General features: G+C 65.5%; 13 protein-coding genes and 1 tRNA gene. 11 read left to right on the forward strand and 3 right to left on the reverse strand.

Annotated features, from left to right (window positions below; genetic code table 11):
• Window positions 1-13: 13 nt before the first annotated feature.
• Both FLL57_RS06160 and FLL57_RS06165 read right to left on the reverse strand, forming a co-directional pair.
• On the reverse strand, window positions 14-1,561 hold the full coding sequence (locus tag FLL57_RS06160; RefSeq protein WP_142882410.1) for an ABC transporter permease/substrate-binding protein: 1,548 nt from the start codon (window positions 1,559-1,561) through the stop codon (window positions 14-16).
• Window positions 1,558-2,352: an ATP-binding cassette domain-containing protein gene (locus tag FLL57_RS06165; protein ID WP_433962610.1), complete on the reverse strand. Its 795-nt coding sequence runs from the start codon at window positions 2,350-2,352 to the stop codon at window positions 1,558-1,560. The genes FLL57_RS06160 and FLL57_RS06165 overlap by 4 nt, the downstream gene beginning before the upstream one ends.
• 47 nt (window positions 2,353-2,399) lie before the next feature.
• Between FLL57_RS06165 and FLL57_RS06170 the strand changes: the two genes are divergently transcribed.
• From FLL57_RS06170 to FLL57_RS06185, 4 genes are all read left to right on the forward strand, one after another.
• Window positions 2,400-3,272 (forward strand): ABC transporter ATP-binding protein, encoded by an 873-nt coding sequence (locus tag FLL57_RS06170; protein WP_235677222.1) that lies wholly within the window; start codon window positions 2,400-2,402, stop codon window positions 3,270-3,272.
• Between the two features lie 199 nt (window positions 3,273-3,471).
• Complete coding sequence (locus FLL57_RS06175) at window positions 3,472-4,266, forward strand: ABC transporter permease (RefSeq protein ID WP_142882412.1); 795 nt, start codon at window positions 3,472-3,474, stop codon at window positions 4,264-4,266.
• A 58-nt stretch (window positions 4,267-4,324) separates the two neighbouring features.
• The gene (locus tag FLL57_RS06180; protein WP_142882413.1) at window positions 4,325-5,350 is read left to right on the forward strand and encodes an ABC transporter substrate-binding protein; all 1,026 of its coding nucleotides are present in this window, start codon (window positions 4,325-4,327) and stop codon (window positions 5,348-5,350) included.
• Window positions 5,351-5,360: 10 nt separating this feature from the next.
• A complete protein-coding gene (locus FLL57_RS06185; RefSeq protein WP_142882414.1) occupies window positions 5,361-6,077 on the forward strand; it encodes an NUDIX hydrolase in 717 nt (238 codons plus the stop codon).
• Window positions 6,078-6,316: 239 nt separating this feature from the next.
• On the opposite strand, the gene bioB is transcribed toward FLL57_RS06185, so the two are convergent.
• On the reverse strand, window positions 6,317-7,327 hold the full coding sequence (gene bioB / locus FLL57_RS06190; RefSeq protein WP_013503150.1) for a biotin synthase BioB: 1,011 nt from the start codon (window positions 7,325-7,327) through the stop codon (window positions 6,317-6,319).
• A gap of 249 nt (window positions 7,328-7,576) precedes the next feature.
• On the opposite strand from bioB, the gene FLL57_RS23275 reads away from it, so the two are divergent.
• The 7 genes from FLL57_RS23275 to FLL57_RS06220 all read left to right on the forward strand — a co-directional run bounded on the left by FLL57_RS23275 (window position 7,577) and on the right by FLL57_RS06220 (window position 13,701).
• A complete protein-coding gene (locus tag FLL57_RS23275; protein WP_164631698.1) occupies window positions 7,577-7,729 on the forward strand; it encodes a hypothetical protein in 153 nt (50 codons plus the stop codon).
• A gap of 96 nt (window positions 7,730-7,825) precedes the next feature.
• Complete coding sequence (locus tag FLL57_RS06195) at window positions 7,826-9,400, forward strand: 2-isopropylmalate synthase (RefSeq protein WP_013503149.1); 1,575 nt, start codon at window positions 7,826-7,828, stop codon at window positions 9,398-9,400.
• A gap of 225 nt (window positions 9,401-9,625) precedes the next feature.
• Window positions 9,626-10,624 (forward strand): TRAP transporter substrate-binding protein, encoded by a 999-nt coding sequence (locus FLL57_RS06200; protein ID WP_013503148.1) that lies wholly within the window; start codon window positions 9,626-9,628, stop codon window positions 10,622-10,624.
• A gap of 62 nt (window positions 10,625-10,686) precedes the next feature.
• Window positions 10,687-11,244 carry a TRAP transporter small permease gene (locus tag FLL57_RS06205; protein WP_047310017.1) on the forward strand — a complete coding sequence of 186 codons (558 nt, stop codon included), beginning with the start codon at window positions 10,687-10,689 and terminating at the stop codon, window positions 11,242-11,244.
• Complete coding sequence (locus tag FLL57_RS06210; protein ID WP_047310018.1) at window positions 11,241-12,533, forward strand: TRAP transporter large permease; 1,293 nt, start codon at window positions 11,241-11,243, stop codon at window positions 12,531-12,533. The genes FLL57_RS06205 and FLL57_RS06210 overlap by 4 nt, the downstream gene beginning before the upstream one ends.
• Before the next feature lie 141 nt (window positions 12,534-12,674).
• Window positions 12,675-13,277 (forward strand): Spy/CpxP family protein refolding chaperone, encoded by a 603-nt coding sequence (locus FLL57_RS06215; protein WP_142882415.1) that lies wholly within the window; start codon window positions 12,675-12,677, stop codon window positions 13,275-13,277.
• A 348-nt stretch (window positions 13,278-13,625) separates the two neighbouring features.
• Window positions 13,626-13,701: transfer RNA gene (locus FLL57_RS06220), tRNA-Lys, on the forward strand.
• Window positions 13,702-14,002: the final 301 nt, after the last annotated feature.

Here is a 14,002-nt window from a genome sequence, read left to right on the forward strand (position 1 = left end):
CTCGCCGAGCGGTTCAGCGCGGCTTCACGCGGTCCCACAACGCGCGCGCGACCGAATCCGGCGTGCCGACTGATCCCACCTGCAGGTTTGCGGCGCGCATCGCGTCGATGTCGATGCGGCCGAGCAGGGGCGTCAGCGTCGCGCGCAGTTTGGCGTCGCCGGCGCGCTGCGGCGCGATCAGCAGCACCGCGTCGTAGGGCGGGATCGCCTGCTTCGGATCGTCGAGCACCACGAGGTCGTATTTGGCGATCAGCCCGTCCGAGGTGTAGCCGGCGATCAGGTCGACGTCGCCGGAGGCGACGGCGCCATACATGAAATCCGGCTGCATCTGCCGCTCGGTCTTGAACGCCAACCGATAGGCGCTGCGCAGATTGGCCCATTCCGGCCGCGAGAAGAACTCGTAGTCGCCGGCGATGGTCATCTGTGGCGCGCGGGCGGCGAGGTCGGCGATCGAGCGGATGTTCAGCGGTTCGGCCTTGGCACGCGGCATCACCAGCGCGTAGGCATTGGCGAAGCCGAGCTCGCCGAGCAGGGTGACGCCGTCCTTGGCAAGGTCGGTCTTCAGGTCCGCAAGCACCTCGTCCCGCGCGGCGATCCCGGGATGCTTGAACTGATTGGCCCACAGTGTGCCGGAGTAGTCGACATAGGCGTCGATATCGCCGCCTTTGAGCGCGTCGTAGATCACGCCGGAGCCGAGCCCGGCACGCGTGGTGGCCGCAAGACCGCTGGCGTCGAGGCGTTGCTGCAGCAGCGCGGCGAGCACGTATTGCTCGGTGAAAGTCTTGGCGCCGATCACATAGGCGGTTCGCCCCGCTGCGCTTGGCATCAGTGTCGCGATCACGATCGCGGCGATGCCTGCGGTGCCGAAGCCGATCCGCCAGCGGCTGCCGCGGCGCAGGCCGATCTCCACCAGCGCCAGCAATTGATCGACCGCGAGCGCCAGCGCGGCGGCGGCAGCGCAGCCGAACAACACCAGAATCCAATTCTGGGTCTGCAGCCCGGCGAAGATGTAGTTGCCGAGACTGGTCTGGCCGATCGGCGTCGACAGCGTCGCGGTGCCGATCACCCACACCGCGGCGGTGCGGATGCCGGCCATGATCACCGGGAGCGCCAGCGGCAGCTCGACCATGGTCAGCACCTGACGTTCGGTCATGCCGACGCCTTGCGCCGCTTCGATCAGCGCCGGATCGATGCCGTCGAGCCCGGTAATGGTGTTGCGCAGCACCGGCAGCATCGAATACAGCGCCAGCGCCAGCACCGCGGGCAGAAATCCGAAGGCGGAGAAACTGACGCTGAAGGCGCTCGCCGACAGCGCCGCCAGTGCCAGCAGCAGCGGATAGAACAGCGCCAGCAGCGCGAGGCCGGGGATGGTCTGCACGATGCCGGCGAAGCCGAGCAGGGTGCCGCGGAGCACCGGACGATGGCGGGCAACGATCGCCAGCGGCAGGCTGACGATCAGTCCGAGCGCGAGCGCCGCGAGGCTGACGCGGACATGGGCGCCGAGATAGTCAGGCAGATTGGCCAGCGCGTCGCGCCAGCGCGGATCGGCAAACAGGCTCATGCCGCGCCGTCCCGCGGCAGCAACGCGCCGAGCCGCTGCGCCTGCCGGCGCGGCGTCCGCAACAGTTCGGCGACGTAAGCGTCACGGCTGGCTGCAAGCTCGGCTGCCGTGCCGAGCGCCAGCAGCCGTCCGCGATGCATCACCGCGATGCGGTCGGCCAGCAGCAGTGCTTCGGTGATATCGTGGGTGATCAGCACGGTGGTGAGCTGCAGCCTGTCGTGCAGGGCGCGAAAGTGTTCGCCGAGGGCATCGCGGGTCAGCGGATCGAGCGCGCCGAACGGCTCGTCCATCAGCACGATCTCCGGCCTGGCCGCGAGCGCGCGGGCGACGCCGACGCGTTGGCGCTGGCCGCCGGAAAGTTCGTGCGGCAGCCGGTCCCGATGCTGCGCCGGATCGAGCCGCACCAGATCGAGCAGTGCGTCGACGCGCGCGGCGATCTCCGCCTTCGGCCAGTTCAGCAGCTTCGGCGTGATGCCGATATTGCCGGCGACGGTGAGGTGCGGGAACAGCCCGCCATTCTGGAACACCATGCCGATGCCGCGCCGGAGCGCGATCGGATCGGCAGTCCGGACATCGCTTCCATCGATCGCAATGGCGCCGGCGTCGGCGTCGATCAGCCGATTGGTCAGCCGCAGCAGCGTGGTCTTGCCGGAGCCCGAGCCGCCGACGATGGCGAGCAGTTCGCCGCGCTGCACTGCGAGCGAGACGCCGTCGATCGCCTTGATTCGGCCGCCGCCGAAACTCTTGGCGACACTGTCGTAGGCGATCATCGGCGAAGCTGCGTTCGTCATGATCGCAGCATGGCTGCCGGAGACGGCAGGGCGCAAGCCAGACTTGCATGTCGGCGCGCGGCGTTGAATGGTCGCAGCAAGCAGGCAAGCGGGGAGAGGGCGTGATTCAGACGGACAGTGCGGCGGTGGCGCTGCAGGACGCCACGGTGGCGTTCCGGCTCGCGGATGCGCGGACCTATACGGCGGTGGAGCATGCGACGCTGACGGTGGCGGACGGCGAGTTCGTTGCCATCGTCGGGCCCACCGGCTGCGGCAAGTCGACGTTGCTCAACGTGGCGGCCGGGCTGCTCCGCCCCGCCGCCGGCGCGGTGCGGATTTTCGGCGCCCCGCTCGACGGCCTCAATCCGCAGGCCGGCTATCTGTTTCAGGCCGATGCGCTGTTTCCGTGGAAGACTGCGATCGACAACGTCGCGATCGGCCTGGAGATCGCCGGCACGCCGCGCGGTGATGCGCTGGCCCGCGCCCAGGGCTGGCTGGAGACGGTCGGGCTCGGCGCGTTCGCGCAGCGCTATCCGCACATGCTGTCGGGCGGCCAACGCAAGCGCGTCGGCCTCGCGCAGGTGCTGATCCGCGATCCGAAGATCCTGCTGATGGACGAGCCGTTCGGCCCGCTCGACGCCCAGACCCGGCAGATTATGGGGAATCTGCTGCTGCAGCTGTGGAGCGCGCACAAAAAGGCGGTGCTGTTCGTCACTCATGATCTCGAAGAGGCGATCGCGCTTGCCGACCGGGTGGTGATCATGTCGGCCGGACCGTCGTCGCGCATCGTCGGCGACTGGCGAATCGAACTGCCGCGGCCGCGCGACATCTTCGAAATCCGCCTGACCCACGACTTCCACACGCTCCACCGCGAGATCTGGGCCGTGCTGCGCGAGCAGGTGATGAAGGCGTATGGGCAGAGCGGGCAGGCGGTGGCGTGATGACGATGATGATCGGCACGGGTCACCCTCCCCTGGAGGGGGAGGGTCGCTCGCGCAGCGAGCGGGGTGGGGTGGCGAAGAGTTCATCCGCCGTGCCCGCGTCTCACCCCACCCCGTCACGCATCCCGCTGTGCGGGCTGCGTGCCGACCCTCCCCCTCCAGGGGAGGGTGAAGACGCAAACGTGAGAGGGGGCTTGCCGTGTCTCGCGTAAAGCTCCTGACGCTCCAGTTCCTCGTCGCGATCGTCGCGCTGGCGGTGTGGCAGGTGCTCACCACTGTGCCGATCGCGGGCAGGCTGCTGCTGCCGCCGTTCTTCTTCTCGACGCCGGTGGATGTGGCCAAGCAGGTGATCGCCTGGTTCGCTTCCGGGATGATCTGGAAGCATCTGCTGATCACGCTGTGGGAATCGCTGCTCGCCTTCGTAATCGGCTCGGTCGCGGGCGTGCTGGTCGGGTTCTGGTTCGCCCGGCAGCCGCGGGTGGCGGCGGTGTTCGATCCCTATGTGAAGATGGTCAACGCGCTGCCGCGCGTGGTGCTGGCGCCGATCTTCACGCTGTGGCTCGGGCTCGGCATCTGGTCGAAGGTCGCACTCGGCGTCACGCTGGTGTTCTTCGTGGTGTTCTTCAACGTCTATCAGGGCGTCAAGGAGACCAGCGCGACGCTGGTCGACAACGCCCGGATGCTCGGCATGAGCGAGCGGCAGATGATGCGCCACGTGTTCTGGCCGTCGGCGCTGTCCTGGATGTTCTCGTCGCTGCACACCGCGATCGGCTTCGCCGTGGTCGGCGCGGTGGTCGGCGAGTATCTCGGCGCCGCGGCCGGGCTCGGCTATCTGATCCAGCAAGCCGAGGGCACCTTCCACGTCGCCGGGGTGTTCGCCGGGATGTTCGTGCTGTCGGTGTTCGTGATCCTGATCGACCTCGCGGTCAGCCTGGTCGAGCGGCGCCTGCTGGTGTGGCGGCCGCAGCCGAGCGGAGCGCAGCAGGCGGACTAGAGCAGGGCGCGGCTTTGGCTTATTGTCCTGGCCGCTTCGTCTGGGGAGAACCAACGCCATGAAGGCCGGCTTTCGACACTTCGTTGCGGCGCTCGCCGCGCTCCTGCTCACCGCCGGCGCCGCGCAGGCGCAGAGCAAGGTGACGATCGCGATCGGCGGCGGCGCCTGCCTGTGCTATCTGCCGACCGTGCTGGCCAAGCAGCTCGGCGAATACGACAAGGCCGGGCTCAGCGTCGAACTGGTCGACCTCAAGGGCGGATCGGATGCGCTGAAAGCCGTGCTCGGCGGCAGCGCCGACGTCGTCTCCGGCTATTTCGACCACACCGTCAATCTCGCCGCCAAGAAGCAGGAGATGCAGTCGTTCGTGGTGTACGACCGCTATCCCGGTCTGGTGCTGGTGGTGTCGCCCGGCCACACCGCGGAGATCAAGTCGATCAAGGATCTCGCCGGCAAGAAGGTGGGCGTCAGCGCGCCGGGGTCGTCGACCGACTTCTTCCTGAAGTATCTCTTGAAGAAGCACGGCATCGATCCCAACAACGTGTCGGTGATCGGCGTCGGGCTCGGTGCCACCGCGGTGGCGGCGATGCAGCAGGGCCAGATCGACGCCGCGGTGATGCTCGATCCGGCGGTGACGATCCTGCAGGCGGCGCACGCCGACCTGCGCATCCTCAGCGACACCCGCACCGAACACGACACCCGCGAGGTGTTCGGCGGCGACTATCCGGGCGGCGCGCTGTATTCGACCGTGGCCTGGATCAAGGCGCATCCGAAGGAGGCGCAGAGCCTGACCAACGCGATCTTCGCCACGCTGCAATGGATCCACAGCCATTCCGCCGAGGAGATCGCCGACAAGATGCCGCCGAACATCGTCGGCAAGGACAAGGCGCAATACGTCGCCGCGCTCAAGAACACGATCCCGATGTATTCGACCACCGGCCTGATGGACCCGAAGGGCGCAGACGCCGTGCTCGCGGTGTTCAGCACCAGTTCGCCGGAGGTGGCGAAGGCCAATATCGACGTCACCAAGACCTACACCAACGCCTTCGCCGAGCAGGCGGCGAAGGGTGCCGGCGCTTCGAAGTGAAGGTGCGTGCGTGATCGATCCGGGGCCCGTCACGATCCACCGGGTGAACAATCTCGATCTGTGGGTCAGCGGCTTTGCCTGGCCGTTCGCGGACAAGCGCCGCGCCGAGATCGACGCGCATTTTGCCGAGCGCCAGGAGGCGCAGCCGAAACTGTGGAACGGCCGCGTGCTGCTCGGCCGCCGGCCGCGGTTCGACGGCGGCTGTTTCAGCGCCGAGTATTTCGAGGTCGACTACGCCAGCTTCCTGTCCTGGCGGGATTGGGACTTCCCCGACCCCTCGGTGTTCAACGGCTTCGGTATGGGGGTGATCCGGGCCGCTGACGGCGCGATCGTGCTGGGCGAGATGGGCGCCCACACCGCCAACGCCGGCAAGGTGTATTTCGCCGGCGGCACGCCCGATCTGTCCGACGTTCGCAACCACCGCCTCGACATCGCCGCCAGCGTCACGCGCGAGGTCAAGGAGGAGACCGGGCTGGTGCGGTCAGATTATCGCGCGGCGGATCATTGGCACTGCGTCGAGGCCGGCGCGCTGGTGGCGATGCTGCGGATCCTCGACGTGTACTTGCCGGGCGAGGCGCTGAAAGAACGGATCGAGGCGTATCTGGCGCGGGACGAGCAGCCGGAATTCAGCCGCATGCACCTGGTACGGTCGAAGGACGATTTTCTGCCGACGATGCCGCGCTTCGTCACCACCTACCTGACGATGCTGCTGAGCGGCGAGGACTGAGTAAGAAAGTGCGGTGACGCCGCGGCCACATGGTTCGAGACGCCTCGGCCTCGCTCTTCAAGCGATGCCGAGGCTCCTCACCATGAGGGACTAAGCAGAGCGCGCGAGGTCAGCCAACGCTACCTCATGGTGAGGAGGCGCGAAGCGCCGTCTCGAACCATGAGCTTACACGCGCAAGGAGTTCGTCAAGGCCGGGACAAACCCCGGCCGTGACGCGTTTATCGGAGCGTCGTCGCCTCTCAGCCGTGGGCGTGAACGCCGAGGTCGTCGCGCGGGGTGATGCCGAGGCGGTTGAACAGCATGCGGTCCTTGCTGTCTCCCGGGTTCGGCGTCGTCAGCAGGGTGTCGCCGATGAAGATCGAGTTGGCGCCGGCGAGGAAGCACAGCGCCTGCATCTCGTCGCTCATCGCGGTGCGACCGGCGGCAAGGCGGACGTCGGACTTCGGCATCATGATCCGCGCCAGCGCGATGGTGCGAACGAACTCGAACGGGTCGACCGGCGTCGCGGTCTTGGCGATCGGGGTGCCTTCGATCGGGATCAGCATGTTAATCGGAACGCTCTCCGGATGCTGCGGCAGGTTGGCCAGCGTGCGCAGCATCTCGACGCGATCGGTCGGCTTCTCGCCGAGGCCGAGAATGCCGCCGCAGCACACCTTGATGCCGGCGTCCTGCACCTTTTCCAGCGTGTCGAGGCGGTCGCCGAAGCTGCGGGTCTTCACCACCGAGGCGTAAAACTCTTCCGAGGTATCGATGTTGTGGTTGTAGTAGTCGAGCCCGGCGTCGGCGAGCTGCTTGGCCTGATCGTCGGTCAGCATGCCGAGTGTCATGCAGGCTTCCATGCCGAGCGCCTTGACGCCCTTTACCATCTCGATCACCGGAGCCATGTCGCGCTCCTTCGGCGAGCGCCACGCCGCGCCCATGCAGTAGCGCGTTGCGCCGGCATCTCGCGCCGCCTTGGCGGCCTCGATCACCTTGGCCGGCTCCATCAGCTTGGAGGCGGGCAGGGCGGTGTCGTGATGCGCCGACTGGCTGCAATAGCCGCAATCCTCGGCGCAGCCGCCGGTCTTGACGTTGAGGAGCTGATTGCACTGCACTTGGTTCGGATCGAAGGTCTGGCGGTGGATGGTCTGCGCCCGGAACATCAGATCGGCGAAGGGCGCATGATAGATCGCCGCGGCTTCCTCACGGGTCCAGTCGTGGCGGATGGTGGGGCTGGCGGCGGCGAGCGTGGAAAGGTCGATCGAGTTCAACGTCGGTGCTCCGGTCGGGGTCGTGCGGCTGGTGCACAGCCATAAGCGGTTTCGGCGGGTGAAGAAACCCACGGCGGCACATCGCCAACCCGACCATGGTTTAGGTCAGTGTTTCTGACGCTTTATCGGGGGTTTTGATCATGATTTGGCGTTGCGAAACGGTGGCGAGGTCGTTTACAAGATTAATCGTTCGGTCCGTCGGACACTTGCGTCAACCTTCTCTCAACAGAAGTCGACGACGATCGGGCCATGAAGGTGTCGGGAATGACGATGGGTCGCGCCAGTATCGGGATGGAAGGAACGGCGGTTTCCGCCGCGTCCGCGATTCCGACCGCGCCGATCTCGACCCTCGCGCTCGAAACCCTCGCGCTTGGCGGGCTGCTGCTTCTTAGCCGCCCCTGAGCGCCGTCTGGGCAGTTTTGCCTGGGCACTCAGGGGATCGCACGACAGTCAGCCCCTCATGCGCCCGCGCGGCGCCCCGACCAAAGGACATTCTTCATGACCACCACCACCCAGTCCGAACAGGACCGCGTCATCATATTCGACACCACCTTGCGCGACGGCGAGCAGTGCCCGGGCGCCACCATGACGTTCGAAGAAAAGCTGAACGTCGCCCGAATGCTCGACGACATGGGCGTCGACGTGATCGAGGCCGGCTACCCGTTTGCGTCGGACGGTGACTTCGAGGCGGTACACGAGATCGCCAAGCGCTCGAAGAACTCGGTGATCTGCGGCTTGTCCCGCGCGGCCCACAAGGACATCGACCGCTGCGCCGAGGCGATCAAGCCGGCCGAGCGCGGCCGCATCCACACCTTCCTGTCCACCTCGCCGGTGCACATGAAGTACAAGCTGCAGATGGAGGCCACGCAGGTCTACGAGATGGTGATCTCGTCGGTGACCCGCGCCCGCAACCACACCGACGACGTCGAGTGGTCCGCCGAGGACGCCACTCGCACCGAGTTCGATTTCCTGTGCCGCTGCATCGAGGCGGCGATCAAGGCCGGCGCCACCACCATCAACCTGCCGGACACCGTCGGCTACGCCGTTCCCGAGGAGTATCGCGAGCTGTTCCGCAAGGTGCGCGAGACCGTGCCGAACTCCGACAAGGCACGGTTTTCGGTGCACTGCCACAACGATTTGGGTCTGGCGGTCGCCAACTCGCTGGCCGGTGTCGAGGGCGGTGCGCGCCAGATCGAATGCACCATCAACGGCATCGGCGAACGCGCCGGCAACGCCGCCCTGGAAGAAGTGGTGATGGCGATGCGGGTGCGGCAGGACAAGTTGCCGTACTGGAACCGGATCGAGACCACGGTGCTGACCCACGCCTCCAAGACGGTGTCGGCGGCGACCTCGTTCCCGGTGCAGTACAACAAGGCGATCGTCGGCCGGAATGCGTTCGCGCACGAGAGCGGCATCCACCAGGACGGCATGATCAAGAACGCCCAGACCTACGAGATCATGACCCCCGAGACGGTGGGGGTGAAGGGTACTTCGCTGGTGATGGGCAAGCACTCCGGCCGCGCCGGCCTGATCCACAAGCTGGAAGAGCTCGGCTACAAATTGTCGCGGAACCAGATCGAGGACGTGTTCGTGCGGTTCAAGGCTTTGGCCGACCGCAAGAAGGACGTCTACGACGAGGACATCGAGGCCTTGGTCGACGAAGAGATGACGCTCGGCCAGGACCAGATCAAGCTGAAGTCGCTGACCGTCATCGCCGGCACCCACGGCCCGCAGCGCGCCACCATGAAGCTCGACGTCGACGGTGCGATCCGGATCGAGGAAGCCGAAGGCAACGGCCCGGTGGACGCGGTGTTCAACTGCATCAAGGCGTTGGTGCCGCACGACGCCAAGCTGGAACTGTATCAGGTCCATGCCGTCACCGAGGGCACCGACGCGCAGGCCGAAGTCTCGGTGCGGCTGAGCCACGAGGGCCGCTCGATGACCGCACGCGCCGCCGATCCGGATACCCTGGTGGCGTCGGCGAAGGCGTATCTGGGGGCGCTCAACAAGATCGTCGCCAAGCGTCAGCGCAGCTCGCGCGAGGAGACGCCGGCGGTGGCCGTGGCCGGCTGATTGTGTGAAATGGTCGCACAACCGGACGCGCGACCCACAACTTTTCGAATGTGACAAACAGGGCGGTGCCGTTGTGCACCGCCCTTTCTTTCGCGTTGCAGCAGTTGTTGACGGCACCCCTGCGAAGGGGCAATAGCCTTTCGTAGTGCTTCTCTGTATTGGTGCGGCTGGTAATCGAATGGGCGGGAACGCGGGTGCGTTCCTCACAAGGAATCGGGAGAAAACATGCGAAAATCCATTCTAGCACTCGCGTCGATCGCCGTGTTCGGGCTGGTGGGACCGGCCGCAGCGCAGTCGCCGATCGTCATCAAATTCAGCCATGTAGTAGCTCCCAACACTCCGAAGGGCTTGGCCGCGGAGAAGTTCAAGGAGCTGGCCGAGAAGTACACCGACGGCAAGGTCAAGGTCGAAGTCTACCCGAACTCGCAGTTGTTCGGCGACGCCAAGGAGATGGAAGCGGTCGCGCTCGGCGACGTGCAGTTCATCGCGCCGTCGCTGTCGAAGTTCGACAAGTTCACCAAGAAGATCCAGTTGTTCGATCTGCCGTTCCTGTTCGACGACATCGCAGCGGTTGATCGCTTCCAGGCGGGTCCGGCCGGACAGGAGCTGTTGAAGTCGATGGAGGCCAAGAATTTCCTCGGCCTCGCTTACTGGCACAACGGCATGAAGCAGATCTCGGCGAACAAGCCGCTGCTGGTGCCGGAAGACGCCAAGGGACTCAAGTTCCGCATTCAGGCGTCCGACATTCTCGCCGCGCAGTTCCAGCAGCTCGGCGCCGTGCCGCAGAAGCTCGCGTTCTCGGAAGTGTATCAGGCGCTGCAGGTCGGCACCGTCGACGGCCAGGAGAACACCTGGTCGAACATCTACTCGCAGAAGTTCCACGAAGTGCAGAAGGACATCAGCGAGTCCAACCACGGCGTGATCGACTACATGGTCGTCGTCAATGCCAAGTGGTGGAACGGCCTGTCCAAGGAGATGCAGGGTCAGTTGAAGAAGGCGATGGACGAGGCCACCAAGGTCAACAACGACGTCGCCAACAAGCTCAACGAGGAAGCCAAGCAGAAGATCGAGGCCTCCGGCGTGAGCAAGGTGCATCAGTTGACTCCCGAGCAGCGCAAGCAGTGGGTCAACGCGATGAAGCCGGTCTGGGCCAAGTTCGAAGGCGCCATCGGCAAGGATCTGATCGACGCGGCGGTCGCATCCAACCAAACGAAAACCAACTAGTCGAACGGTCGGCCGCGGTGATCCGCGGCCGACCTCGTCTCGGCTGACATAGGGGGCGCGCGGTGACGCTGCGGAAGATCTTCCACCGCGTCGAGGAGGGGCTTATCGCCTTCATCCTCGGCGCGATGACTTTGTTGACCTTCGTGCAGGTCGTGCTGCGCTACGGTTTCAATTCCGGTTTCATCTGGGCGATGGAGGCGAGCTTCTACATGTTCGCCTGGCTGGTGATGATCGGCATCGCCTATTGCGTGCGGGTTCGCGCCCATATCGGCGTCGACGCCCTGGTCAACCAGTTGCCTCCCACGCCGCGCCGGTTGGTCGGACTGCTGGTGGTGGCGCTGGCCCTGCTTTACGCCGGGCTGATGATCTACGGCTCCTACGAATACGTGTACCGGCTGTTCATCATCGACGTCGAGGCCGAGGACATTCCGGTCGCGCGCTGGATCCTGTCGCTGTGCCTGCCGATCGGATTCATCTTGCTGGCGGTCCGGCTGATCGAAATGGGCTGGCGCATCGTCACCGGCCGCTCCGGCGGCTACGAACTCGCCGACGAGGCGCGCGAAGCGGTTCACCACGTGCAACATCATCCCGAACTCGACGCCACGACGGTGCAGCGATGAACACCATCTTTCTGTTCGCCTCGCTGTTCAGCTTTCTCCTGATCGGCATGCCGATCGCGATCTCGCTCGGCCTGTCTTCGATTCTCACGATCCTGCTGTTCCAGAACGACAGTCTGGCGTCGCTGTCGCTGAAATTCTTCCAGACCACCGAACAGTTCACCCTGCTGGCGATCCCGTTCTTCATCCTCGCCGGCAACTTCCTCACCACCGGCGGCGTCGCCAAGCGAATGATCAATTTCGCGATCGCGGCGGTCGGGCATCTGCCCGGCGGTCTGGCGATCGCCTCGGTGCTCGCCTGTATGCTGTTCGCGGCGGTGTCCGGCTCGTCGCCGGCGACCGTGGTGGCGATCGGCTCGATCGTGATCGCCGGCATGGTGCGGGTGGGCTACTCTCAGGCTTTCGCCACCGGCGTGATCGTCAATGCCGGCACGCTCGGCATCCTGATTCCGCCTTCGATCGTGATGGTGGTGTTCGCCGCGGCGACCGAGTCGTCGGTCGGCCGGCTGTTCGTCGCGGGCGTGATTCCCGGCCTGCTGCTCGGCCTCGCCCTGATGGTGGCGATCTATGTCGCCGCGCGGATCAAGAAGCTGCCGCGACAGCCGAAGGTGCCGTGGCGCGAGCGGCTGACGCTGTTCCGCGAGGCGCTTTGGGGCCTGATGCTGATCTTCATCGTGATGGGCGGCATCTACGGCGGCGTGTTCACGCCGACCGAAGCTGCCGCGGTGGCGGCGGTCTATGCCTTCATCGCCGCCGTCTTCATCTACCGCGATCTCAGGATCGTCGACGTGCCGCAGGTGCTGCTCGACTCCGGGCGGGTGTCGGTGATGCTGATGTTCATCATCTGCAACGCCTTCCTGTTCGGCCACGTGCTGACCACGGCGCAGATTCCGCAGGACATCGCCCGGCTGATCATCGATGCGCAGCTTCAGCCCTGGCACTTCCTGCTGATCGTCAACATCATCCTGCTGGTCGCCGGCAACTTCATGGACCCGACGGCGATCGTGCTGATCACCGCCCCGATCCTGTTCCCCACGGCGATGCAGCTCGGGATCGACCCGATCCATCTCGGCATCGTTTATGTCGTGAACATGGAGATCGGGCTGGTGACGCCGCCTGTGGGACTCAACCTGTTCGTGGCGTCCGGTATCACCGGAATGCCTCTGATGCAGGTGGTGCGGGCGGCTCTGCCGTGGCTGATGGTGCTGCTCAGCTTCCTGATCCTGATCACTTACGTCCCGATCATTTCGACGTTCCTGCCGGATTTGTTGTTCGGTCCAGCGCTGAAATGATCTAGTCGATCGCCGATCGCGCGATGGTCTCGAAAGCGGCCGGGTTACCGAAAGGTAATCCGTCCGTTTCTGTCCAAACCTTAAGTTGCACCCCGGCCTGCGCCGAACGATCCTCGCGGCACCTTTTCGAAGGAGGTTGCCATGAAGAAGGTTCTGCTCGCCGGCGTCGCCGCGCTGGTGTTCGCCGGCTCGACTGCCGCCTACGCCGATCACCGTGGCTGGTTCGGTCACGGCCGGCACGCATTCAGCGCTCAGGATCGCAGCGCGTTCGCCGATGCCAAGATCGCTGCGGTGAAGGCCGGGCTTCAGCTCACGCCGGATCAGGAAAGGCTGTGGCCGCCGGTCGAGGCCGCGGTGAAGGATATGGTCAAGCTGCGGATCGACCGCGCCGAGGCGCGGATGAAGGCGCGCAACGACGACCGCGATCCGCGCGACATCGATCCGGTGGCGAGGCTGCGCGACCGCGCCGAACAGATGGCCGCCACCGCCGCCGCGATGAAGAAAGTCGCCGACGCCGCCGACCCGCTGTACAAGTCGCTCGACGACGGCCAGAAGCGCCGGCTGCGGGTGCTCACCCGCATGGAGGGCGGCGGCTTCGGCTGGCACCACCATGGTCACGGCTTCATGCATCGCGACCGGGACGGCGACGACGATCGCGGCCCGCGCTGGGAGCGCGGCGGCCGCGGTCCGATGATGGATCGCCGCGGCCCGATGGACGATGGCGACGGCCCCAGCCGGCTCTAGGACGGACTGCAGGAATGACATCCGGCGCGCCGCTGCGCGCGCCGTATGTTCTCTTCGCAGGTCGGTGACGGCATTGTCCCCGCGACCCGCCATGCGCCTGCGGCGCAGCGCCAGCCGAGCGCCGGAAACGCTCGACGTAGCCTGTCTTGACATCGGCGAAGCGGGGAGGCGCCGCAGCGCGCACCCGGGCCGCCTTCGGGCGCTCAAAACCCGCTGAAACCGCAGCTATTTTCGTCCGCCGAATATTCTCGTCACAGAACCGAAAAAAGTCGTCCGCATTGCTGGACATCCCGGGTGGGCTTTGCTAAACGACGCCGTCCCCGCAAGGGACCCAGCCGAAACGGCTGCGGGCGCATAGCTCAGTTGGTAGAGCAGCTGACTCTTAATCAGCGGGTCCTAGGTTCGAGCCCTAGTGCGCCCACCAAGCCCACCCTTAAGACGAGACATAGCAATCAAAGGGTCGGTTTAGGTGGTGTCCGCCGCAATCTTCAGTGCGAGCCGGTTTCTCAATCTCTTTCGATGCTCAGCGAATACGGCTTGACGCGTGTCGCGGATATGCTCGCCCCCGTGGGGCTCGTGCGATTTACTTGGTCGTCGTGGTGGCCATGGGACCGGCTGATTAGTCCGCAGGCCCATCGTCCGCATTGCGAGGCCCTGAACTCGCACCAGAAGCCCAATGGGTCGATCCAATCTGAAGCTTTCGCCGTTGGCTGTTGCGGCCGGCC

Origin of the sequence: Rhodopseudomonas palustris, from assembly GCF_007005445.1 — a bacterium.
In the GTDB taxonomy this organism is placed as follows: domain Bacteria; phylum Pseudomonadota; class Alphaproteobacteria; order Rhizobiales; family Xanthobacteraceae; genus Rhodopseudomonas; species Rhodopseudomonas palustris_G.

Excerpts from the sequence above, each read along its gene's own strand:
- FLL57_RS06180 (WP_142882413.1), top strand. The coding sequence starts at position 4,325 with ATGAAGGCCGGCTTTCGACACTTCGTTGCGGCGCTCGCCGCGCTCCTG.
- FLL57_RS06200 (WP_013503148.1), top strand. The coding sequence starts at position 9,626 with ATGCGAAAATCCATTCTAGCACTCGCGTCGATCGCCGTGTTCGGGCTG.
- FLL57_RS06170 (WP_235677222.1), top strand. The coding sequence starts at position 2,400 with ATGTCGGCGCGCGGCGTTGAATGGTCGCAGCAAGCAGGCAAGCGGGGA.
- FLL57_RS06215 (WP_142882415.1), top strand. The coding sequence starts at position 12,675 with ATGAAGAAGGTTCTGCTCGCCGGCGTCGCCGCGCTGGTGTTCGCCGGC.
- FLL57_RS06160 (WP_142882410.1), bottom strand. The coding sequence starts at position 1,561 with ATGAGCCTGTTTGCCGATCCGCGCTGGCGCGACGCGCTGGCCAATCTG.
- FLL57_RS06210 (WP_047310018.1), top strand. The coding sequence starts at position 11,241 with ATGAACACCATCTTTCTGTTCGCCTCGCTGTTCAGCTTTCTCCTGATC.
- FLL57_RS06165 (WP_433962610.1), bottom strand. The coding sequence starts at position 2,352 with ATGACGAACGCAGCTTCGCCGATGATCGCCTACGACAGTGTCGCCAAG.
- FLL57_RS23275 (WP_164631698.1), top strand. The coding sequence starts at position 7,577 with ATGAAGGTGTCGGGAATGACGATGGGTCGCGCCAGTATCGGGATGGAA.
- FLL57_RS06195 (WP_013503149.1), top strand. The coding sequence starts at position 7,826 with ATGACCACCACCACCCAGTCCGAACAGGACCGCGTCATCATATTCGAC.